Source organism: Burkholderia sp. AU45251 (assembly GCF_030482905.1).
In the GTDB taxonomy this organism is placed as follows: Bacteria; Pseudomonadota; Gammaproteobacteria; order Burkholderiales; family Burkholderiaceae; genus Burkholderia; species Burkholderia aenigmatica.
This window is the reverse complement of record NZ_JAUJQH010000030.1, coordinates 25424-48112: the sequence shown is the minus strand read 5'-3', so window position 1 is coordinate 48112 and position 22689 is coordinate 25424. Positions and strand designations below refer to the sequence as shown.

19 protein-coding genes and 1 other RNA gene are annotated in these 22689 nt (G+C 67.7%); 9 read left to right on the top strand and 11 right to left on the bottom strand.

The features are described 5' to 3' along the window. Positions 1 to 218 precede the first annotated feature (218 nt). The 5 genes from QZM67_RS34790 to ffs all read right to left on the bottom strand — a co-directional run bounded on the left by QZM67_RS34790 (position 219) and on the right by ffs (position 5107). A complete protein-coding gene (locus QZM67_RS34790) occupies positions 219 to 1424 on the bottom strand; it encodes a CaiB/BaiF CoA-transferase family protein (protein WP_043188252.1) in 1206 nt (401 codons plus the stop codon). 48 nt (positions 1425 to 1472) lie between these two features. Beyond that, complete coding sequence (recR, locus tag QZM67_RS34785; RefSeq protein ID WP_006478665.1) at positions 1473 to 2069, bottom strand: recombination mediator RecR; 597 nt, start codon at positions 2067 to 2069, stop codon at positions 1473 to 1475. 31 nt (positions 2070 to 2100) lie between these two features. Continuing rightward, complete coding sequence (locus QZM67_RS34780; RefSeq protein WP_043188249.1) at positions 2101 to 2427, bottom strand: YbaB/EbfC family nucleoid-associated protein; 327 nt, start codon at positions 2425 to 2427, stop codon at positions 2101 to 2103. Positions 2428 to 2519: 92 nt separating this feature from the next. Next, positions 2520 to 4880: a DNA polymerase III subunit gamma/tau gene (locus QZM67_RS34775; protein ID WP_301810435.1), complete on the bottom strand. Its 2361-nt coding sequence runs from the start codon at positions 4878 to 4880 to the stop codon at positions 2520 to 2522. Between the two features lie 128 nt (positions 4881 to 5008). Beyond that, positions 5009 to 5107, bottom strand: an RNA gene (gene ffs / locus QZM67_RS34770) — signal recognition particle sRNA small type. Between the two features lie 406 nt (positions 5108 to 5513). On the opposite strand from ffs, the gene trxA reads away from it, so the two are divergent. The 8 genes from trxA (at position 5514) to QZM67_RS34730 (ending at position 14118) form a co-directional block, all read left to right on the top strand. Then, the gene (gene trxA / locus QZM67_RS34765; RefSeq protein WP_006402348.1) at positions 5514 to 5840 is read left to right on the top strand and encodes a thioredoxin TrxA; all 327 of its coding nucleotides are present in this window, start codon (positions 5514 to 5516) and stop codon (positions 5838 to 5840) included. Positions 5841 to 6033: 193 nt separating this feature from the next. After that, on the top strand, positions 6034 to 7296 hold the full coding sequence (gene rho, locus QZM67_RS34760) for a transcription termination factor Rho (protein WP_006478662.1): 1263 nt from the start codon (positions 6034 to 6036) through the stop codon (positions 7294 to 7296). Positions 7297 to 7430: 134 nt separating this feature from the next. Beyond that, on the top strand, positions 7431 to 7940 hold the full coding sequence (locus tag QZM67_RS34755; protein WP_301810432.1) for a MerR family transcriptional regulator: 510 nt from the start codon (positions 7431 to 7433) through the stop codon (positions 7938 to 7940). After that, entirely contained in the window at positions 7937 to 9493 is a 1557-nt protein-coding gene (locus QZM67_RS34750) for an MFS transporter (RefSeq protein ID WP_301810430.1), read from the top strand. The genes QZM67_RS34755 and QZM67_RS34750 overlap by 4 nt, the downstream gene beginning before the upstream one ends. Before the next feature lie 38 nt (positions 9494 to 9531). After that, on the top strand, positions 9532 to 10365 hold the full coding sequence (locus tag QZM67_RS34745) for a zinc-dependent peptidase (protein ID WP_301810427.1): 834 nt from the start codon (positions 9532 to 9534) through the stop codon (positions 10363 to 10365). A gap of 157 nt (positions 10366 to 10522) precedes the next feature. Further along, positions 10523 to 10783, top strand: coding sequence for a type B 50S ribosomal protein L31 (locus tag QZM67_RS34740; protein WP_006753671.1), 261 nt, complete (start codon positions 10523 to 10525; stop codon positions 10781 to 10783). Between the two features lie 144 nt (positions 10784 to 10927). Then, positions 10928 to 12760, top strand: coding sequence for a glycosyltransferase family 39 protein (locus QZM67_RS34735; RefSeq protein WP_089450618.1), 1833 nt, complete (start codon positions 10928 to 10930; stop codon positions 12758 to 12760). 2 nt (positions 12761 to 12762) lie between these two features. Further along, positions 12763 to 14118 (top strand): MATE family efflux transporter, encoded by a 1356-nt coding sequence (locus QZM67_RS34730; RefSeq protein ID WP_301810423.1) that lies wholly within the window; start codon positions 12763 to 12765, stop codon positions 14116 to 14118. An 11-nt stretch (positions 14119 to 14129) separates the two neighbouring features. Here QZM67_RS34730 and lipA read toward each other — a convergent pair whose 3' ends face one another. The 6 genes from lipA to QZM67_RS34700 form a co-directional block, all read right to left on the bottom strand. Continuing rightward, complete coding sequence (gene lipA / locus QZM67_RS34725; RefSeq protein ID WP_301810420.1) at positions 14130 to 15095, bottom strand: lipoyl synthase; 966 nt, start codon at positions 15093 to 15095, stop codon at positions 14130 to 14132. Between the two features lie 2 nt (positions 15096 to 15097). Next, the gene (locus QZM67_RS34720; protein ID WP_301810418.1) at positions 15098 to 16213 is read right to left on the bottom strand and encodes an acetoin dehydrogenase dihydrolipoyllysine-residue acetyltransferase subunit; all 1116 of its coding nucleotides are present in this window, start codon (positions 16211 to 16213) and stop codon (positions 15098 to 15100) included. A 4-nt stretch (positions 16214 to 16217) separates the two neighbouring features. Continuing rightward, a complete protein-coding gene (locus tag QZM67_RS34715; RefSeq protein WP_043188229.1) occupies positions 16218 to 17222 on the bottom strand; it encodes an alpha-ketoacid dehydrogenase subunit beta in 1005 nt (334 codons plus the stop codon). A gap of 54 nt (positions 17223 to 17276) precedes the next feature. Then, on the bottom strand, positions 17277 to 18260 hold the full coding sequence (locus tag QZM67_RS34710) for a thiamine pyrophosphate-dependent dehydrogenase E1 component subunit alpha (RefSeq protein ID WP_175025747.1): 984 nt from the start codon (positions 18258 to 18260) through the stop codon (positions 17277 to 17279). A 77-nt stretch (positions 18261 to 18337) separates the two neighbouring features. Beyond that, positions 18338 to 19114: an SDR family NAD(P)-dependent oxidoreductase gene (locus tag QZM67_RS34705; RefSeq protein WP_043188226.1), complete on the bottom strand. Its 777-nt coding sequence runs from the start codon at positions 19112 to 19114 to the stop codon at positions 18338 to 18340. A gap of 59 nt (positions 19115 to 19173) precedes the next feature. Beyond that, positions 19174 to 20232 carry an ATP-NAD kinase family protein gene (locus QZM67_RS34700; protein WP_301810413.1) on the bottom strand — a complete coding sequence of 353 codons (1059 nt, stop codon included), beginning with the start codon at positions 20230 to 20232 and terminating at the stop codon, positions 19174 to 19176. A 536-nt stretch (positions 20233 to 20768) separates the two neighbouring features. On the opposite strand from QZM67_RS34700, the gene QZM67_RS34695 reads away from it, so the two are divergent. Then, positions 20769 to 22685, top strand: coding sequence for a sigma-54-dependent Fis family transcriptional regulator (locus tag QZM67_RS34695; protein ID WP_175025745.1), 1917 nt, complete (start codon positions 20769 to 20771; stop codon positions 22683 to 22685). Positions 22686 to 22689 lie beyond the last annotated feature (4 nt).

Sequence of the window (22689 nt, the reverse complement as noted above, 5' to 3'; positions counted from 1 at the left end):
CGATTGTAACCGAGGAAAGATGGCGCGAGAGCGACAGTCCGGCGGCTGCGGATGGACCGTTGCGGGCGCCCGCGCACGCTGTGCCGCCGCGTTGCGCGGCGGCGTTCCGCGCGCTCAGGAAAGCGTCGAACCGCCCGGGGTGTTCCGCCGCCAACGACGCCCCCTCGGGGAATACCCCCTTCGGGGAGCGTGGCGTGAAGCGGCAGGCCCGAGGATGCTCAAATTGCACCCGCGTCGCGCAGTGCGGCGATCGCCTGCGCGTCGTAGCCGAGGCCCCGCAGCACCTCGTCCGTGTGCTCGCCGAGTTCCGGCCCGAGCCAGCGCGTTTCGCCCGGCGTGTCCGACAGCTTCGGCGTGATGTTCGGCAGCGGAATGTCGGTGCCGTCGGCGAGCTTGAAGCGCTGGATCATCTGCCGCGCGACGAACTGCGGATCGGTGAACATGTCGGCGGCGCTGTAGATGCGCCCGGCCGGCACATCGGCCGCATTGAGCACGACGAGCGCTTCATCGATCGTGCGCGGCGCGAGCCACGCGGCAATCGCGTCGTCGATCTCTTGCGTGCGCGGCACGCGTCCGTCGTTTTGCGCGAGCGCGGGATCGTCGGCGAGGTCGTCGCGCTCGATCGCCTTCATCAGCCGCTTGAAGATCGGATCGCTGTTGCCGCCGATCACGATGCTGCCGTCGCGACACGCATAGGTATTCGACGGCACGATGCCCGGCAGCGACGCGCCGGTGCGCTCGCGCACCATCCCGTACACGCCGTATTCGGGCACCACGCTTTCCATCATGTTGAAGACAGCTTCATACAGTGCAACGTCGACCACCTGCCCCGCACCGCCGTTGACCTTGCGGTGATGCAATGCCATCAGCGCGCCGATCACGCCGTGCAGCGCGGCGATCGAGTCGCCGATCGAAATGCCGATGCGCGGCGGCGGCAGGTCGGGATACCCGGTGATGTGACGCAGCCCGCCCATCGATTCGGCGATCGCGCCGAAGCCGGGCCGGTCGCGGTACGGGCCCGTCTGCCCGTAGCCGGACAGGCGCACCATCACGAGACCCGGGTTGTCGGCCGACAGCACGTCGTAGCCGAGTCCGAGCTTTTCGAGCAGGCCCGGACGGAAGTTCTCGATCACGATGTCGGCCTCGCGCGCGAGTTGCCGCGCGATCGCCTTGCCGGCGTCGGCCTTCAGGTTGAGCGTGACCGATTTCTTGTTGCGCGCCTGGACCGACCACCACAGCGACGTGCCGCCCTGCTCCGGGTGCAGCTTGCGCCACTTGCGCAGCGGGTCGCCGCCGTTCGGATCCTCGATCTTGATCACTTCCGCGCCGAATTCGGCAAACAGCCGCGACGCGAACGGTCCCGCGATCAGCGTGCCGAATTCGAGCACTTTGACGCCCGCGAGCGGGCCCTGGCTGGTGCTCATGTGTCTCCCTGGCATGAGGAACGGCGCCGCCGGCCGGCGGCGCCCGGCTTACATCGTGCGACGGTCGAGCATCGCGCGGGCGATGGTGCCCGCGTCGACATATTCGAGCTCGCCGCCCACCGGCACGCCGCGCGCGAGGCGCGTGACCGCGAGCCCGCGCGCCTTCAGCGTCTGGCCGAGGTAGTGCGCGGTGGCTTCGCCCTCGTTCGTGAAGTTGGTCGCGAGCACGACTTCCTTGACGACGCCGTCGGACGCGCGCCGCACGAGACGGTCGAAATGGATTTCCTTCGGGCCGATCCCGTCGAGCGGGCTCAGCCGGCCCATCAGCACGAAATACAGCCCGCGGTAAGTCATCGTCTGCTCGAGCATGATCTGGTCGGCAGGCGTCTCGACGACGCACAGCAGCGTCGGATCACGCTCTTCGTCGCTGCAGACCTCGCAGATCTGCGCTTCGGTGAACGTGTTGCACTTCTCGCAGTGCTGCAGGTGCTCGGTTGCGAACAGCAGCGACCGGCCGAGCCGCTCCGCGCCCTCCCGATCGTGCTGCATCAGGTGGACCGCCATGCGCTGGGCGGATTTCGGCCCGACGCCGGGCAGCACGCGCAACGCTTCGACGAGAGCGGACAGGGCGGACGGCTGTTTCATACGGCAGCAAAAAGTGGCACGGACGCTGCGCTCAGAACGGCAGCTTGAAGCCCGGGGGCAGCGGCAGGCCCGACGTCATGCCGCTCATCTTTTCCTGCGACGTCGCTTCGGCCTTGCGCACGGCGTCGTTGACCGCAGCTGCGACGAGATCCTCGAGCATGTCCTTGTCGTCCGCGAGCAGGCTCGGGTCGATCGATACGCGACGCACTTCGTTGCGGCACGTCATCGTCACCTTGACGAGGCCGGCGCCCGACTGCCCTTCGACTTCGATCAGCGCAAGCTGCTCCTGCATCTTCTTCATGTTTTCCTGCATTTGCTGCGCTTGCTTCATCAGTCCGGCGAGGTTGCCTTTCAACATGGGAATACTCCTTCTTGATCGTGTGAAAACCGGCACGCGGCGCGTGCCGGCCAATGTGTGGGCGTGATTGTGCCTGTCGCGGGGCGGTCAGTTCAATGCAGCGTCGGCGGCGGGCCGTCCGGCGCCGCGTCGGCGAGCGGGCGCACCGAACCCTCGACGATGCGCGCGCCGAATTCGCGCACGAGTTGCTGGACGAACGGATCGCCGTGAATCTCCTGCTCGGCCTCGCGCTGGCGCGCCGCGCGCGCGGCTGCATCGAGTGCCGCTGCCGTGCGCCGCGCGGGCCCGACTTCGACGGCCACCTCGACCGGCTTGCCGAGCGCATCGGCCAGCGCGGCCTTCAGCTTCGCCACCTGCGCGGCGTCCGCATATTGCGGCACCGGCACGGAAAGTTTCAACGTCGTCGCATCGACAGCCGTCAGTTCGCTGTTGAATGCGAGCTGGTACGCGACGCCCTTGAGCGGCAGCCGCGCGGCCAGCGCCGGCCATTCGCCGTCGAAGCCAACCGGATCGAGTGCGATCGCGGGCGGCAACGGGCGCGTGTCGGCCGGTGCGGACGGACGGGTGTCCGCCGGCTGCGGCATCACGCGCACATCGTCGGGGCCGCTATCGAACACCGGCACGAAGCCATCGTCGGGCGGGCCGCCGAACATCTCGTCGGCGCTGAGCGGTACGTAGTCGTCCGGCGGAATGTCCTCCCACGGCGGCGAGGCCTGGCGCGATTCGGCCGCCTGCGGCGCACGGGCCGCAGCGCGCGGCGTCGGCACCTGTACGGCGGCGGGACGCGGCGCGGCCGGCTTCTCGGCAGCCGGCTGGGCTGCCGGTTTCGCGGCGGCGCCTGCGCGCCCGCGGTCGGACGATACGCGCATCCCCGCATTGCGCAGCACGTCGAGCGCGGCGGCGGCACCGCCGGAACGCGCTGCCGGACGCGCGGCGGGCTCGGGCGGCGCAGCGCGCGGCACCGGTTCGGCCGGCACGGCCGGTTCGTCGCTTCGCTGCGCATCGGCAGCAGGCGGCTCGGGTTCCTTGCGGACGGGTGCCGGCCTGTCGCCGGCCAGCTCTGCTTGCGGTGCCGCGGCCGCCTGCGGCTGCGGCGTCTCGATGACGGGCGCGTCAACCGGGGCCGGCGCAGATGCCTGCACGGCAGCCGGCTTCACGGGCGGCTTGCCTGCTTCGTCGCCGGACTGCACCGGCGCTACACGCACAACCGGCGCCGCGGGTGCAGCCGGTGCAGCAGCTTGCGGCCGCGCTGCTTCGACAGGTGCGGCCGATACCGGCTTCGCCGCAGCGGCCGATGCCGCCACCATGCGCGGCCCCGGCACCGCACGCGGCACCGCCGGCTGGCCACCCGGCGCACTGCCGGCGGCAACCGCCGGCTCGAACGCGAGCATCCGCAGCAGCGTCATCGTGAAACCGGCGTATTCATCCGGCGCCAGGCCGAGCTCGGCGCGACCGACTGTCGCGATCTGATAGAACAGCTGGACCTGCTCGGGGCTCAGCGTCTCGGCGAAGCGGCGCAGGTCGCTCGCTTCGGGCCATTCGTCGAGCACCGAACCCGGCGCGAACTGCGCCCACGCGATCCGGTGCAGCAGGCTCGCGAGGTCCTGAAGCGCGGTCGAGAACGACAGGCTGCGCAGTGACATCTCGTCGGCAATCGCGAGGATTTCCGGGCCGCTGGCCGCGGCAAGCGCGTCGAGCAGACGCACCATGTAAGTCTGGTCGAGCGCGCCGAGCATGCCCGACACGGCCGACTCGGTCACCTCGTTCGCCGAATACGCGATCGCCTGGTCGGTAAGCGACAGCGCGTCGCGCATGCTGCCCTGCGCGGCACGCGCGAGCAGGCGCAATGCTTGCGGCTCGAACGTGATCTGCTCTTCGCCGAGAATCCGTTCGAGATGCGACACGATGTGCCCGGCCGGCATCTGCTTCAGGTTGAACTGCAGGCAGCGCGACAGCACGGTGACGGGAATTTTCTGCGGATCGGTCGTCGCGAGGATGAACTTGACGTGCGGCGGCGGCTCCTCGAGCGTCTTCAGCATCGCGTTGAACGCGTGATTCGTCAGCATGTGCACTTCGTCGATCATGTAGACCTTGAAGCGCGCATCGACGGGCGCGTACACCGCGCGCTCGAGCAGCGCGGCCATTTCATCGACGCCGCGGTTGCTCGCGGCATCCATCTCGACGTAATCGACGAAACGCCCTTCGTCGATCTCGCGACAGGCGCGGCACACGCCGCACGGCTGCGACGTGACGCCGGTTTCACAGTTGAGTGCCTTGGCGAAGATCCGCGACAGCGTCGTCTTGCCGACACCGCGGGTTCCGGTAAACAGATAAGCGTGATGGAGACGCCCGCCGTCGAGCGCGTGCGTAAGCGCCCTGACAACGTGCTCCTGGCCGACGAGCGAAGCGAAATCCTTCGGACGCCACTTGCGTGCGAGAACTTGATAGGTCATCGGGAAATTGTATCAGTAACGCTGCGTCGCGCCGACACGCGAAACGGTGCGGAAGACAGGCAACGCGCAGGTAAAAACGGAGTGTGATGCAGAAATAAAAAACGCCCGGCGAACGGGGCGAGAAGGAAGGTGACGAGCCCAACCCTCGGCACTGGCGGAAAACGATTGTGGCTGCTTCGTTCCCGACCTGACCAGGTTCACCGCCCCACCATGCGAGGAGGCCCGTCACGGCATATTCTATCACCGCTTCCGAACGAATGCGACCGTTTGTTCGCACCAATGCGAATTTGACCAGACAAACCGTCGTGCATCGAGCTGCACGATGGCTGCCCGAATCGAATCGCCTGGCGCGCCCACCTCTTGTAATTTGCGGGCCGGCCTCCATCTGCTGGACACAACGGTCGAACGTCGCGTCGTACCCCTACTCGCGTAGCGGCTACTATCGCCGCCCGCAGCAGATAGCAATTTAGGCTAATATGACGCCCGAACGACCCGCGAGCCGCGGCATGCAGCGCTTACACCCCTCCTTGCCGGAGAGCGGAGTGACCTGCCGCAGCGGCCGGCAGCCCACGGCGGCCGGCGCGCCGCAACGCGCAAGCAGGCAGTCCCCGAACCGTAAGAGGTATTGACCCAATGAGCGAACAGATCAAACACATCAGCGACGCATCGTTCGAACAGGACGTCGTCAAGTCCGACAAGCCCGTGCTCGTCGATTTCTGGGCCGAATGGTGCGGCCCGTGCAAGATGATCGCCCCGATCCTCGACGAAGTCGCGAAGGACTACGGCGACAAGCTGCAGATCGCGAAGATCAACGTCGACGACAACCAGGCAACGCCCGCGAAGTTCGGCGTGCGCGGCATCCCGACGCTGATCCTGTTCAAGAACGGCGCAGCCGCTGCGCAGAAGGTCGGCGCGCTGTCGAAGTCGCAGCTCACCGCATTCCTGGACAGCCACCTGTAATACAGGCAGTTCCGCGGACGTGTTGTCAACCGGCAACACGTCCGGCATCAAGCCGCCGATCGCTCGCTCAAGCGCGAATCGGCCTATGCTAGAATTAAAAAACGTCTACAAGACGCATTTAAGTCTCTGAGCGCTTCCGCTCGCCCTCCTCCCTTTATTTCTTTCGTCGTCTCCTCCCTGGCGGGTTCTCCGTATGCATTTATCCGAGCTCAAGTCTCTGCACGTCTCCGAACTGATCGAAATGGCCAATGGCCTGGAGATCGAAAACGCGAACCGCCTGCGCAAGCAGGAGTTGATGTTCGCCATTCTCAAAAAGCGCGCCAAGACGGGTGAGACGATCTTCGGCGACGGTACGCTCGAAGTGCTGCCGGACGGCTTCGGCTTCCTGCGCTCGCCGGAAATGTCGTACCTCGCGAGCACCGACGACATCTACATCAGTCCGTCGCAGATCCGCCGCTTCAACCTGCATACCGGCGACACCATCGAAGGTGAAGTCCGCACGCCGAAGGACGGCGAGCGCTACTTCGCGCTGGTGAAGGTCGACAAAGTCAACGGGCAGCCGCCCGAGGCCTCGAAACACAAGATCATGTTCGAGAACCTCACGCCGCTGCACCCGAACAAGCCGCTGTCGCTCGAACGCGAAATGCGCGGCGAGGAAAACGTCACGGGCCGCATCATCGACATGATCGCGCCGATCGGCAAAGGCCAGCGCGGCCTGCTCGTCGCGTCGCCGAAGTCCGGCAAGACCGTGATGCTCCAGCACATCGCGCACGCGATCAAGCAGAACCACCCGGACGTGATCCTGTTCGTGCTGCTGATCGACGAGCGCCCTGAAGAAGTGACCGAAATGCAGCGCTCGGTCGCCGGCGAAGTGATCGCATCGACGTTCGACGAACCGGCCACGCGCCACGTCCAGGTCGCCGAAATGGTGATCGAGAAGGCCAAGCGCCTCGTCGAAATGAAGCACGACGTCGTGATTCTGCTCGACTCGATCACGCGTCTCGCTCGCGCGTACAACACCGTGATCCCGGCATCGGGCAAGGTGCTGACGGGTGGTGTCGACGCGAACGCACTGCAGCGTCCGAAGCGCTTCTTCGGCGCGGCGCGCAACATCGAGGAAGGCGGTTCGCTGACGATCATCGGCACCGCGCTGATCGAAACCGGCAGCCGCATGGACGACGTGATCTACGAAGAGTTCAAGGGCACCGGCAACATGGAAGTGCACCTCGAGCGCCGTCTCGCGGAAAAGCGCGTGTATCCGTCGATCAACCTGAACAAGTCGGGCACGCGTCGCGAAGAAATGCTGATCAAGCCCGAGATCCTTCAAAAGATCTGGGTGCTGCGCAAGTTCATCCACGACATGGACGAAGTCGAGGCAATGGAATTCCTGCTCGACAAGATCCGCCAGACGAAGAGCAACTCCGAGTTCTTCGACCTGATGCGTCGCGGCGGCTGATCCCCCCGCCCCGCACCCAAAAAACGGCCGCCCGCGCTTTCTGCCCGGCGGCCGTTTTTCGGTGCCAACCTGAACGTGAACGTACAGGTTGATCTATAATCGCGTCATCGTCCAGACCGGATCCCCATCGCCCGATGCCGAACGACGCCTCCGCCCCGCTGCTGACCGTGAGCGATGCCGCATCGCGGCTCGGCGTCACGCCACGCACGCTGAAGTATTACGAGGAGCGCGGGCTCGTCACGCCGACGCGCAGCGAAGGCCGCTACCGTCTCTACGACGAAGCCGACCTCGAGCGCTTCGCGCGCATCCTGCGGCTGCGCGCACTCGGCTTCTCGCTGCACGGCATCACCGAGATGCTGAAGCGCCCGCTGGAAGAAACGGGCGACGGCCGGCGCCGCTATTCGGACGCGTCGCTGCGCGACATCCGTACCGGCCTGACCGAGCAGGTCGACACGCTCGACCGGCGGATCGCGGCCGTCCAGCGCGAACTGAAGGAAGCCGTCGCACTGCGCAAGGAACTGCAGCACGACATCGACTACGTCGAACGGCGCCTTGCCGGCGAAAATGCCGATGCGTTGATCGCGCAGCGGCAGGCCGAAGCCGGCACGCGGCGCACGCGGCGCACGCGCAAGGATCGCGAATGAACGCGACGCCCGGTCGCCCGCCGCTATGGAGCCGCGCGAACCTGCGCGCGGACCTGTTCCCGTGGGCGCTCGCGCTCGTCACCGGCATCGACTACTTCGACAACGCGATCTTCTCGTTCTTCGCGAGCTACATCGCGGGCGGCATCAACGCGTCGCCCGACGAACTCGTGTGGTCGTCGAGCGCCTACGCGGTCACGGCCGTGCTCGGCATCCTGCAACAGCAATGGTGGGTCGACCGGCTCGGCCATCGTCGCTACGTCGCCGGCTGCATGCTGATGTTCTCGTTCGGCGCGATCGCGGCCGCGCTCGCCGATACGTCGCTCGAACTCGCATTCGCGCGCGGCTTCCAGGGGTATTTCATCGGCCCGATGATGGGTGCGTGCCGGATCCTGATCCAGATCAGTTTCAAGCCGCAGGAACGGCCGCCCGCGACGCGCGCGTTCCTGATCATGATCCTGCTCGGCAGTGCGCTCGCGCCCATCGTGGGCGGCCTGCTCGTCGCGCATTCGACGTGGCGCGCGCTGTTCGCGTGCTCGGCGCCCGCCGGCATCGCGTTCGCGATCCTCGCGCTGCTCACGCTGCCCGATTCGGGCCGGACACCCGACGACGAACGCGGCTCCGGACACTTCTGGCCGTATGTCGTGTTCGCGCTCGCGCAAGGCGCGCTGCAGATCGTGCTGCAGCAGGTGCATTACCAGCTCTACAGCGGCTCGCCGATGCTGATCCTGCTGACGATCGCGGGGATCGGCGCGCTTGCGTGGTTTGCGTATCACCAGTGGAACCATCCGACGCCGCTCGTGCGGCTGCACGCGTTCCGCGAACGGACATTCCAGGTCGGGCTGTTGCTGTACATGTTCTATTACTACGAGTCGACGGGCTTCAGCTACCTGACGTCACGGTTTCTCGAGGGCGGGCTCGGCTACCCGGTCGAAAATTCCGGGCGGCTGGTGGGCACGATGTCGCTGATCTCGGCCACCGCGCTGTTCGCATACCTGCGCTACGCGAAATTCGTCACGCACAAGAAATGGTTCGTCGTACCGGGGTTCGCGATCGCCGTCACGGCCGCGCTATGGATGACGCGGATGACACCGCAGGTCGGTGAAGCCGCGCTGATCGTCCCGCTGTTGCTGCGCGGGCTGCTGCTGCTCTTCATCGTGCTGCCGGTGGCCAACCTGACGTTCCGGATCTTCGCGATCGACGAATATACGCACGGCTACCGGCTGAAGAACATCGTGCGGCAACTGACGATCTCGTTCGCGACGTCGTCGGTGATCATCGTCGAACAGCACCGACTCGCCGTGCACCAGACGCGGCTCGTCGAGCGCGCGAACGTGTTCGATCCGCTGTTCCAGCAGACCGTCGACACGCTCACGCGCAGCTACGCGGCCGCCGGTCACGCACTGAACGAAGCGCACGCGCTCGCGATCGCATCGATCGCGCGGATGATCGCGCAGCAGGCGTCGTTCCTCGCGTCGCTCGACGGCTTTTACTTCCTGGCGGGCGTGGCGCTCGTCGGCGGCCTCTTCGCGGCATGGCAAAAAGAGATCGATTGAGTTAAAAGACAGGCTTTGGATTTCCGCGAGCCGCCTTCATGCTCTCGAAACTGACCCGCTGGTTCGACGACCGCCGCCGCGACCGCGCGCTGCGCAGCCACCCGATCCCCGACGCGCTGTGGCAGGACACCGTCGAGCGCCTGCCGTTCCTCGCGGCGCTGGCGCCCGACGCGCTCGGCCGGCTGCGCGAACTGACGAGCCTGTTCATCGCGAAGAAATCGTTCTCGACCGCGCACGGGCTCGAGCTGACCGACGCGATGATCGTCGCGATCGCCGCGCAGGCCTGCCTGCCCGTGCTGAATCTCGACCTGTCGCTGTACGACGGCTGGGTCGGCGTCGTCGTGTATCCGGGCGAATTCGTGATCCGCAAGACGGTGCAGGACGAGGACGGTGTCGTCCACGAAGTCGAGCAGGATGCGAGCGGAGAAGCCTGGGAAGGCGGCCCCGTGATCCTGTCCTGGGAAGACGCGCAGATGACGGACGGCCGCGACGCGTACAACGTCGTAATCCACGAGTTCGCACACAAGATCGACATGCTCAACGGCGCGGCCGACGGCTATCCGCCCCTTTTTCGCCGCTGGCACGCGCCGCACCTCGACGCGCAGGCCTGGGCCGACGTGTTCGAGCACGCGTACGACCAGTTCTGCGCGCGCGTCGACGCGGTGCCGGACCGTGCGTGGGCGCGCTTCGAGCGGGACTCGCTGATCGATCCGTATGCGGCCGACCATCCGTCGGAATTCTTCGCGGTATGCAGCGAAGCGCTGTTCGTGCGGCCAAAAGCGTTCGAGTCCGAATTTCCGGAGCTGTACCGGCTGCTCGCGCGCTACTACCGGCAGGATCCGGCCGGCACCGGCGCGCTCGACGCACCCTGAAAATTATTCGTCAACCATCTGATTTTCTGGCATAATCGCCGTTTTTCGACCTTAGGCAAGTGGCTCGCGCCGGGCTTGGCGTCGTCTGGTTTGCGCAATCTGCGCGTTCCGGCACGGCAAGCGGCGGGTTGGCTACCGCTCTCACCAAGGAAAGACCATGAAAGAAGGCATCCACCCGAACTACCGCGAAGTCGTCTTCCAAGACATGTCGAACGGCTTCAAGTTCATCACGCGCTCGACGATCCAGACGCGCGAAAACATCGAACTCGACGGCAAGACCTACCCGCTCGCCAAGATCGAAGTGTCGTCGGAATCGCACTCGTTCTACACGGGTCAGCAAAAGATCATGGACACGGCAGGCCGTGTCGAGAAGTTCAAGAACAAGTTCGGCGTTCGCGCCAGCGGCAAGGCGAAGTAAGCTTCGCATTGCATCCGGTGGTCGCAACCCACCGGTGTCGCACAAAAGGGCAGCCCAGGCTGCCCTTTTTTGTCTCTGCTCGCCCGGCAGGCGCCAGCCGGCGCCCGGGCAACGACCTGACGCGCAACAGCGGGCGCGTCTACAATGCCGGATGCTCGAAACCGGCTCGACCGCGCGCATCCGCGCCGGCCACCCGCCCATAACAAATCGCTCATCTGCATGAAGCCTGTCGTCCGTCTCACCGCCTCCGCCACGCGCGCGCTGCCGCGCTGGCTGCTGCTCACGCTCTGCTTCGTCTACGCAGCGTTCGGCCTGTTCGGCCGCGATCCGTGGAAGAACGAGGACGCGGCGGGCTTCGGCGTGATGTGGACGATGGCCAAAGGCGGCTGGCACGACTGGCTGCTGCCGAACCTGGTCGGCAAGTACATCACGACCGACGGGCCGCTCAGCTACTGGCTCGGTGCGCTGTCGATCCGCGGCCTCGGCCCGTGGGTCGACGCGAGCAACGCGTCGCGTGTCGATACCGGCGTGCTGTTCTGCGTCGCGTGTGCATTCGTCTGGTACGCGGCCTACCTGCTCGGCCGGCGCGCCGAGGTCCAGCCGTTCAAATACGCATTCGGCGGCGAACCCGAGCCGCGCGACTACGGCCGCACGCTCGCCGACGGCGCGCTGCTGGTGCTCGTCGCCTGCTTCGGCCTCGCGGAGCGCGGCCACGAAACGACACCGCAGCTTGCGCAATTCGCGTGGATCGCGATGCTCGTCTACGGGATCGTGCGCGGCATCGACAAGCCGATGCAGGGCGCGCTGTGGTGGGGCCTCGCAATCGGCCTCGTCGCGCTGTCCGGCAACCCGGTGCTGGTCGTCGCCCTGCTCGCCGGTACGGCCGTCCTGTGGCTCGTTACGCCCGAGATGCGCAACCTGCGCCTGCCGCTCATCGGCGTGCCGCTCGCGGCCGCGATCTTCGCGCTGTGGCCGCTGGCCGCGTTCGTCGCGGCGCCCGACGACGCCGCATGGTTCTTCAACCAGTGGATCCACGGCAGCCTGATGCGCTTTTCGGGCCCGCCGACCACGGTGCTCGGCTATGCGGCGAAGAACCTGCCGCTGTTCACGTGGCCTGCCTGGCCGCTCGCGATCTGGGCGTGGTGGAGCTGGGCCGGCATGCGCCGCCGGGCGCACATCGCGATTCCGCTGTCGGTCGCCGTGCCGCTCGTCGCACTCGTGATCCTGCAGAGCCAGCAGTCGAACCGCATGTACATGCTGCTGCTGCCGCCGCTCGCAGTGCTCGCGACGTTCGCGCTGCCGACCCTCAAGCGCGGCGCGATCAACGCGATCGACTGGTTCGCGGTGCTGAGCTTCACGATCCTCGGCACCTTCGTGTGGCTCGTGTGGCTCGCGTCGCTCACGGGCTTCCCGCATCCGCTCGCGCGCAACCTCGCCCGCCTCGTGCCCGGCTACGAGCCCCACTTCAAGATCCTGTCGTTCATCTGCGCGGTGATCGCCACCGTGTGCTGGTGCTTCCTCGTGCGCTGGCGCATCTCGCGGCATCCGAAGGTGCTGTGGCGCAGCGTCGTGCTGTCGGGCGCCGGTACCACGCTGATGTGGGTGCTGCTGATGACGCTGTGGCTGCCGATCGTCAACTACGGCCGGACCTATCGCGATGTCGCCCAGCAGATCGCCGTGCACCTGCCGTCCGACTACGAGTGCATCTCGCCCGTGCGGCTCGGTGACGCGCAGATCGCGACCTTCGCGTATTTCGGCAACATGCGCTTCGATTTCTCCGGCGACTGCGACTTGATCCTGCGCCAGGACCATGCGGACTTCGGCGAGCCGAGCTCGATGTCGCAATACGTGTGGCGTCTCGTGTGGGAAGGCCGCCGCGTCGCCGACCGCGACGAGCGCTTCCGCCTGTACGAGCGCATCGAACGGCCGAAGACTCCCGTCAAGCGACGTCCGCCGCGCCGCCAGCCGGCCGATTGACGATGTTCGGCGACATCCGCCGGATCGTCGGTCTCGCGTGGCCGGTGCTCGTCGGCCAGCTCGCGATCATCGCGTTCGGCGTGATCGACACCGCGATGGTCGGGCGCTACTCGGCCGTCGACCTGGCCGCGCTCGGGCTCGGCTCGTCGATCTACATATCGATCTATATCGGCCTGACGGGCATCCTGTCCGCGCTGCAGCCGATCACCGGACAACTGTACGGCGCGCGGCGCTATGCCGAGATCGGCGAGGAAGTGCGCCAGGCGCTGTGGCTCGCGCTGCTGCTCGCGGTGCCCGGCTTTCTCCTGCTGCATTTTCCCGAGCCGCTGCTGCGCGTCGCGCACACGCCCGCCGCGCTGCACGACCGCACCGTCGACTACCTGCGCATCCTGTCGTACGGGCTGCCCGCCAGCCTCGTGTTCCGCATCTACAACGCGCTGACCAACGCGGCCGGCAAGCCGCGCCTCGCGATGATCCTGCAGATCGGCGCGCTGATGCTCAAGTTTCCGCTCAACGTGTGGTTCATCTTCGGCGGGTTCGGCGTGCCCGCTCTCGGCGGCCCGGGCTGCGGGCTCGCGAGCACGCTGATCAACTGGGCGCTCGCGCTGATCGGCTACACGCTGCTCGCGAAGCTCGACGTGTTCGCGCCGCTCGCGATCTTCTCGCGCTTCTGCTGGCCGGTCTGGGAACGCCAGAAGGCAATCCTGAAACTCGGCGTGCCGATGGGCCTGTCGTACCTGATCGAGGTCACGTCGTACACGTGCATGGCGCTGTTCATCGCGCAGTTCGGCACGACGACGCTCGCCGGCCACCAGATCGCCGGCAACATCGGCGCGGTGCTGTACATGACGCCGCTGTCGATCGGCGTGGCGGCGTCGACGCTGGTCGCGCGTGCGCTCGGCGCCGGACGGCCCGAGGAAGCCCGGCTGCTCGGCCGGCACAGCGTGATCTTCGCGTGCGGCATTGCCGCAACCTACGGCCTGCTCGTGTTCGTGCTGCGACCGCTGATCATCGGCGGCTATACGCCGAACCCGGCCGTCGCCGCGGCCGCGATGCCCCTCGTCGCGATCGTCGCGTGCTACCACGTCTTCGACGCGGTACAGGTCACGTCGGCGTTCGTGCTGCGCGCCTACAAGGTCGCGGTCGTGCCGACCGTGATCTATGCGGTCGCGCTGTGGGGCGTCGGGCTCAGCGGCGGCTACGCGCTCGGCTTCGACGTGGGCGGCATCGCGCCCGCGTGGCTGACCGGCGCGCGCGGCTTCTGGTTTGCGAACACGATCAGCCTGGTGCTCGCGGGCGCCGGGCTCGTGCTGTATCTGCGCCACGTCAGTCGTGCGCATGCCTCCGCATCCGCCTGACGCGCCGCCCGTTACGTCTCCTCCAGCACGTCGGCCGCGTGATACGACGACCGCACGAGCGGGCCGGCAACGACTTCCCTGAAGCCGAGCAACAGCGCCTCGTCGCGCCATGCGGCGAATGCGTCCGGGCTCACGTAGCGCCGCACGGGCAGATGGTGCGCGGACGGCGCGAGATACTGGCCGAGCGTCAGCACGTCGACGTCATGCGCACGCAGGTCGCGCAGCGTGTCGCGCACTTCGTCGTCGCACTCGCCCAGCCCGAGCATCAACCCCGATTTAGTCACCAGTCCCGACCGCACCCGCTTCGCCTGCGCGAGCAGTTCGAGTGAGCCGCGATAGTCGGCGCCCGGCCGCGCCGCACGATACAGCGATGGCACCGTCTCGATGTTGTGGTTGAACACGTCGGGCCACGCCGTCGACAGCGCCTCCAGCGCGCGGGCCACGCGGCCGCGGAAGTCCGGCGTCAGCACTTCGACGCCGATGCCCGGCACGCTCGCGCGCACCGCCGCGATACACGCGGCGAAATGCGCGGCGCCACCGTCGCGCAGATCGTCACGGTCGACCGACGTGATCACGACGTAGCGCAGCCCGAGCGCTGCGGCCGCATCGGCCAGCCGCGCCGGCTCGTCGGGATCGAGCGGCTCGGGACGGCCGTGCGCGACGTCGCAGAACGGGCAGCGCCGCGTGCACAACCCGCCCATGATCATGAAGGTCGCGGTGCGCTGCGCGAAGCATTCGCCGATGTTCGGGCACATCGCCTCCTCGCAGACGGAATGCAGCCGATGGTCGCGCAGCACGGCCGCCATGTCGGCGACCGCCGCGCTCATCATCGGCCGCGCGCGCAGCCACGGCGGCTTCGGCAACGCCGCGCCGGCCGCGGGCTCGACGCGCACCGGAATGCGCGCGAGCTTGTCGCGGCTTCGCGCGCCCGGCTGGCCGAGCGCCGTGAGGCTGGGTCGTTCGAGCGCGGCGGCCATCGTCAGCCTCCGAGAAACGCGACGATCAGGCGGTTCACGTCGGCGGCCGACTCCATCTGCACCATGTGCCCGCTGCCGGCGATCACCTCGGCACGCACGCCGTCCGGCAGGCCCTGCGCGTGCTGCGCGGGGATCACCTGGTCGCGCTCGCCCCAGATCACGAGCGTGCGCGGCGCAAGTGCCGCGAGCCGGTCGCGGAACACACGCCGCTGTGCGGCGCCATCGAACGCGGCATGCGCGATCTTCTCGAGTGCGGCCTGCACGCCTTCGAGCCGCTTGTACTTGACCAGATCCTCGACGAGCTGCCGCGTGACCAGCGCGTTGTCCGCGAACAGCGCGCCGAGGTGCGGCTTCAGCGTGTTGCGGCTGTTGCCGGCGACGAAGCCGTCGATGTAAGCGCGGTTGATGTCGGTGCCGAGCCCCGCGCTCGCAATCAGCGTCAGCGACGCGACGCGTTGCGGTGCGCGCTCGGCCGCCGCCATCGCGACCGCGCCGCCCATCGAATGGCCGATCAGGTGGGCTTGGTCGATGCCCTTCGCATCGAGCAGCGCGAGCACCGCGTCGGCCAGTTCGTCGAGGCTGCCCGTCTCGACCGCCTTGCCCGATTCGCCGTGACCGGGCAGGTCGAGCGCCCACACCGGCCGGTGCGCGGCGAGATCCGCGTGATTGAACAGCCAGTTGTTCAGGTCGCCGCCGAAGCCGTGGATCAGCACGGCGGGCGTGCCGCTGCCTTCGCCAAGCTTCAGGAAACGCACCGTCCGGCCGCCGATCTGCGCCTTTTCGGGCTGCGGGCCTGCCGCTTCGTCCGTGGCCGCGCTCGGCACGAAATCGCGCTGGAAATCGGCGATTGCCGCATCGATGTCCGCATCGCTCGCGTCGGTGGCCGCGACGACGCCGAGCAGCGCGCCGACCGGCAGCGTCTCACCTTCCTGCGCGACCTGCCGGCGCAGCGTACCGTCGAACGCGCATTCGACGCCCGACGAGATCTTGTCGGTCTCGACGTCGAGCACTTCGTCGCCCTTCGTCACGCGTTCGCCGATCGCCTTCAGCCAGCCGTTGACCTGCCCCTGCTCCATCGACAGCCCCCACTTGGGCATCGTGATCATGTGAATCGACATCGTGTCAGCTCCTCGTCTTCAGGACCGCCTGCGCAATCGCATCGGCGGACGGGATATACAGGTCTTCCAGCACACTCGCGAACGGCGTGGGCGTATGCGGCGCGGTCACCAGCTCGATCGGCGCCTTCAGCGCATGGAACGCGCGTTGTGCGACGAGCGCGGCGATGTCGGTCGCGATCGAGCAGCGCGGGTTCGCTTCGTCGACGACCACCACACGCCCGGTGCGCTCCGCGCTTTCGAGGATCGTTTCCTCGTCGAGCGGCGACGTCGTGCGCAGGTCGATCACGTCGACCTGGATGCCGTCCTTCGCGAGCTTCGCGGCCGCGTCCATCGCGAGGTGCACCATGCGGCCGTAGGTGACGATCGTCGCGTCGTCGCCGTCGCGCATCACGTTCGCTTCACCGAACGGAATCGCATAGGACTCCTCCGGCACATCGCCTTCGCGGGTATAGAGCAGCTTGTGTTCGAGGAAGATCACCGGATCGTTGTCGCGGATCGCCTGGATCAGCAGCCCCTTCGCGTCGTACGGCGTCGACGGGCACACGACCTTCAGCCCCGGAATGTGCGTGAACAGCGACGTGAGCATCTGCGAATGCTGCGCGGCCGCGCGCAAGCCGGCGCCGTACATCGCGCGGATCACGACCGGCGTCACGGCCTTGCCGCCGAACATGTAGCGGAACTTGGCGGCCTGGTTGAAGATCTGGTCGAAGCACACGCCCATGAAATCGATGAACATCAGCTCCGCGACGGGCCGCATCCCGCACGCGGCCGCGCCGACCGCCGCGCCGATGTAGCCGCCTTCGGACAGCGGCGTATCGAGCACGCGGCCCGGAAATTTGTGGAACAGCCCCTTCGTCACGCCGAGCACGCCGCCCCACGCGTCGTCCTCGCCCGGCGCGCCCGCGCCGCCTGCATTGTCTTCGCCCATCACGATCACGCTGTCGTCGCGCGCCATTTCCTGCGCGAGCGCCTCGTTGATCGCCTGCGAATAAGTGATCTTCCTTGCCATGTCTGTCTCCTGGAATGTTCGGTTCGCCGTGTCGGCCGCGGTGTCAGGCCGCGCTCACGGGTACGACACGTAGACGTCGGCCAGCAGGTCGGCCGCGTCGGGCAGCGGCGCAGCCTTGGCCTGCGCGACCGCATCGTCGATCAGCGACTTCACCTGTGCATCGACCGCGCGCAGGTCGGCGGTCGTCAACGCTTCGGCACGCACGACGCGCGTTTCGAAATGCTTCAGGCAGTCCTTCTCGTCGCGCAGCCTCTGCACCTCGCCGGGTGCGCGATACGTTTGCGCATCGCCTTCGAAGTGGCCGAAATAGCGCGTGAGCTTCACCTCGACGAGCGTCGGGCCGCCGCCGTTGCGCGCGCGCTCGACGGCCTCGCCGAGCGCTTCGTGCACCGCGAAGAAGTCGAAGCCGTCGACGATCACGCCCGGCATCCCGAACCCGTTCGCGCGATCGGCGATGTTGTCGGTCGCGACCGACCAGCTCGACGACGTCGCTTCCGCATAGCCGTTGTTTTCGGCAACGAAGATCGCGGGCAGCCGCCACACCGACGCGAGGTTCATCGATTCGAAGATCACGCCCTGGTTCGACGCGCCGTCGCCGAAGAAGCACACGCCGACCCCGCCGGTCTTCTTGTGCTTCGCCGCGAGCGCCGCGCCGCAGACGAGCGGGCCGCCCGCACCGACGATCCCGTTGGCGCCGAGCATCCCCATCGACAGGTCGGCGATGTGCATCGAGCCGCCCTTGCCGTGGCAGACGCCCGTCTTCTTGCCGTAGATCTCGGCCATCATCCCGTGCACGTCCACGCCCTTCGCGATGCAATGGCCGTGGCCGCGGTGGGTGGTCGCGACGTAGTCGTCGAGGCCGAGGTGCAGCATCGTGCCGACCGCGGACGCCTCCTCGCCCGCGTACAGGTGAACGAAACCGGGGATCTCGCCGGTCGCGAATTCGACGTGCAGGCGTTCCTCGAATTCGCGGATCGTGCGCATCAGCCGGTAGGCGTCCAGCAGCTTGTCCCTGCTGAGCTGTGTCGAAGCTGTCATGTGTGTCTCCTGGGTAGGTCTGACTGCGAATGCCGCCTCGGCCGGGCCGCGGCGACGGATTGTTCGGCCCGCGGCCGTCAGTGGAACGTGAAGCCGCCGTCGACGTTCACGGCCTGGCCCGTCACGTTGTCCATCGTCGCGAAGAACAGCGCGAGCCGGCCCATGTCTTCCGGCGTCTGCGCGCGGCCCTGCGGGATCAGCGTCAACTGGTGCCGCTGCCACGACTCCTCGACCGATTCGCCGTCGGTCTTCCATTCGTCGGACAGCCGGTCCCACATGTAGGTGCGCACGATGCCGGGGCAGATCGCGTTGACGGTCACGCCGTCGCGCGCAAGCTCCTTCGCGAGCGCGTTCGTGAAGCCGACGACCGCGAATTTCGACGCGCTGTAATGCGCGAGATTCGGAAAGCCTTCCTTGCCGGCGATCGACGCGACGTTGATGATCCGGCCGCGACCCTGCGCCTTCAGATGCGTGAGCGCCGCGCGGCAGCCGAGGAACGTGCCCTTCGCGTTCACGTCCATCACGAAATCCCAGTCCCGCTCGGTCAGCTCGGCAACCGGATGAATGCTGATCACACCCGCGCAGTTCACGAGGATGTCGAGCCGGCCGAGGTCGGCGAGCGCCTGTGCGACCATCGCGTCGACCTGTGCGGCTTGCGTGACGTCGACTTTCGCGACCGTCGCCCGGCGGCCGAGCGCACGTATCTCGCGCGCGGTGGCGTCGAGTGCATCGTCGAGCAGATCGGCCAGCAGGATGTCGGCGCCCGCGCCGGCGAGCGTCAGTGCAATGCCTCGGCCGATACCGCGCGCGCCGCCCGTGACGATGGCGACCTGTCCTTCGAGTGAAGCTGTCATGGCGATGTCTCCTTGATGATCGTTATGGATGCCGAAATTCCTCTCGGTAAAATGGTGTCTCAATCGCGCCACTCGCCGGCCTCGCGCAGCAATTGGCGTGACGACGCGTAGCGCAGCGTGCGGCCGACGTCGACCGTCAGCGGCCCACGCCAGTCGAGCGAGATCTCGTAGCGATCGCCACGCGCGACTTCGATCTCGCGTTCGCCGTCGAACGCGAGCGTGCCGCGCTCGAACGGGATCGTCTGCCACGCGCCAGGCTCGAGCCGCTCGCAACTGCGCATCACGACGCGATCGACACGGCCCGGCGCAATCGGCGCGACGAGCGGCGTGCCGGCCGTCTTGCCTTCGGCCGCGAAGCGCATCGCGAGCCCGTGCGGCGCGCTGCGTTCGAGCGGCGCCCACGCGCCGCCGAGCGCGGACAGGCCGATCCCGTCCGGTTCCGCAAACGTCAGGTAGAGCGAATCGATGTCGTCGGATCCCGAGATCGCGCGGGCACCGATGAAGCGCTGTCGCGCGGCGCACACGTCGACGAGCGCGATCTCCTCGCGCCCCGGCTGCGCGCCCGCCACGCAGCGCACGACGAGCCGCTTGTTGCGCGTGAACGCGACTTCGGCCGGCACGGCGCCGGTCGCGGCGAGCCCTGCCGCGACGCCCGCGACGGTGGCTTCGCGATGTTCGGGAAACGCGTTGTTGGTGCCGGTGGACAGCGCGACGAGCGGCGTCGCGCCGCAGTGCGCGGCAACCGCGCGATGGGTGCCGTCGCCGCCGAGCACGACGATCAGCGCGACTTCCATCCGGTGCAGGTACGCGGCACCGGCCTGCGTATCGGCGACGGTATCGGTGATCGGCAGGTCGACGAATTCGACCTCGGGCCAACGCTCGTGTGGCGCGACCGCACGATGCGTGTCGATCGCGCGCAGCAGCAGCGTCGCGATGCCCGTGCGGTCGCGCAGCGTCAGCACGCGCTCGACGCCCATCGCGCCGAGGCCGGCCAGCAGGCGCACGATCATGTTCGCCTTCTCCGCCGTGGGAAACACGGAGGCATGCGTCGTGAGGCGGCGGATGTCGCGCCCCGATGCGGGGTTCGCGATCACACCGACGGTAACGGGCGTCGTCACGGATTCGTCTCCATCCAGTTGGCCGGCCGCGGTGCATCGGCGTGCGCCGCGGCCCTGCCTGTCTCGTCCGCTGCCATCGCCGGGCGGCGGATCGTCGTCATCGACGCGACCGCGCCGACTTGCCCGTGATCTCTGCAAGCGGCGTGCCATCGTGCATGCGATGAACGTGAAACCCTTGTGAATGCTGGAGCGGCCGGTATGCACGCGTTCTTGATTCGATGCTTGAAGGACGGCGTGCGCGGCAATTCGGCCTGTTCGTCTCACATCGCCGATGCGACCAAACGACCACCGCGGCGCCAGTGCAAGCGCACCGTTCCGCCCGCAAGCCCCGCCATATCGCGGCGCCGCGCATGCCGCGTCATGCCCGACGACCGCCACGTGTCGCAGATGAGCGCGTCTCAACGACACGAGACAGCCCGCGATACCGGTGAGACGAACGTCTCACGCCCGCTGCGTGCTGCGATGCAATGTGATCCGCCGAGCGGGATGTGCTACAAGAACATCGCATTCCCCGCCGTACGGAACCGGAGCCGACCATGCCCTACGCCGTCCCCCAGGCCCAGCACGCCGACCGTGTGCTCGGCGCGCTCGCCGGACGCCTGCCCGCGCCGGCCGATTCCACGCGCCTCGTGTCGTCGTGGCAACGATCGCTGGAGCGCTACCGTCTCGACCCCGCTTCGTCGATCGGCCCGCGCGTGCTGACCGCGGCCGAGCTGCGCGAAGTGCGCGACAAGGAGGAAGCCTTCCTGCGCGCGTCGGGCCAGTGCCTGACGCGGCTGCACGACATGATTCGCGTCGCCGACTACTGCGTGATGCTGACCGATGCGCACGGCGTGACGATCGACTACCGGATCGACCGTGAGCGCCGCAACGACTTCCGCCACGCGGGGCTGCACATCGGCTCGTGCTGGTCGGAAAGCGAGGAAGGCACCTGCGGTGTCGCGAACGTGCTGACCGATCTCGCGCCGATCACCGTGCACAAGACCGATCATTTTCGCGCGGCGTTCACGACGCTCACCTGCAGCGCGGCGCCGATCTTCTCGCCGTGCGGCGAACTGATCGGCGTGCTCGACGCGTCGGCCGTTCATTCGCCCGACGGCCGCGACAGCCAGCGTCTCGTCTATCAGCTCGTACGGCAGAGCGCGGCACTGATCGAGGACGGCTACTTCGTGCACAGCACCGCGCAGCACTGGATCCTGTTCGGGCATCCGAATCGTCACTACGTCGAAGCGCAACCCGAGTGGCTGATCGCGTTCGACGAATGCGGCAATATCGTCGCCGCGAACCGGCAGGCGCGCGACGCGCTGCCGGCACTGCGCGAACCGCGCCATATCGACGAGATCTTCGACGCAACCGAGATGCCGCTGCGCGATGCCGCGCGGCTCGATACCATCGTCGCGCTGCGGCTGCGCGCGACCGGCGCGCCGCTCTATGCGCGGCTGCGTGCGCCGCTACGGCGCATCGGCCGCGAACCCGGCACGGCCACGCGCCGCCCGGGCACCGCGCAACGCCACGTCGGCGCGCTGACGCCGTTCCTGAACAGCAGCGACTCGCATATCGCGCAGCAAGCCGAACTCGCACTGCGGGTCGCGAGCAAGCGGCTGCCGATTCTCGTGCTCGGCGAAACCGGTGCAGGGAAGGAAGTGTTCGCGCGCGCGATCCACGACGCCGGTGCGCGGCGCGCGCGGCCGTTCGTCGCGGTCAACTGCGGCGCGCTGCCGGAAGCGCTGATCGAGAGCGAATTGTTCGGCTATGCGGCCGGCGCGTTCACCGGGGCGCGCAAGCACGGCGCGCGCGGCAAGATCGCACTCGCCGACGGCGGCACACTGTTCCTCGACGAAATCGGCGACATGCCGCTCGCGCTGCAGACGCGCCTGCTGCGCGTGCTCGCCGACGGCGAAGTCGTGCCGCTAGGCAGCGATACGCCCGTACGCGTCGATCTCGACGTGATTTGCGCGACGCACCGCGATCTCGCGCAGATGGTGGCCGACGGCACGTTCCGCGAGGATCTGTACTACCGGCTGAGCGGCGCGACGTTCGAACTGCCGCCGCTGCGCGAGCGCGCCGACGTGCGCGACGTGATTGCCGCCGTGTTCGCCGAGGAGGCGCAGGCCACCGGCCACGTGCTGACGCTCGATGCAACGCTCGCCGAACAGCTTGCCGCGTACCCGTGGCCCGGCAACGTGCGGCAGTTGCGCAACGTGCTGCGCTATGCGTGCGCGGTGTGCGACGCCGCGCGCGTCACGCGGCATGACCTGCCGGCCGATATCGCCGCGCAACTCGGTGGCATGGCGCCCGGCACGCTGCCCGACGACGAACGCGGCCGTATCGTCGCGGCGCTCACCGCGCACCGCTGGCGGCCCGACGCGGCCGCGCAGGCACTCGGCATCTCGCGCGCGACGCTGTACCGGCGTATCGCGAAACACCGGATCGTCGCGCCGCACCGCGCGTGACGCG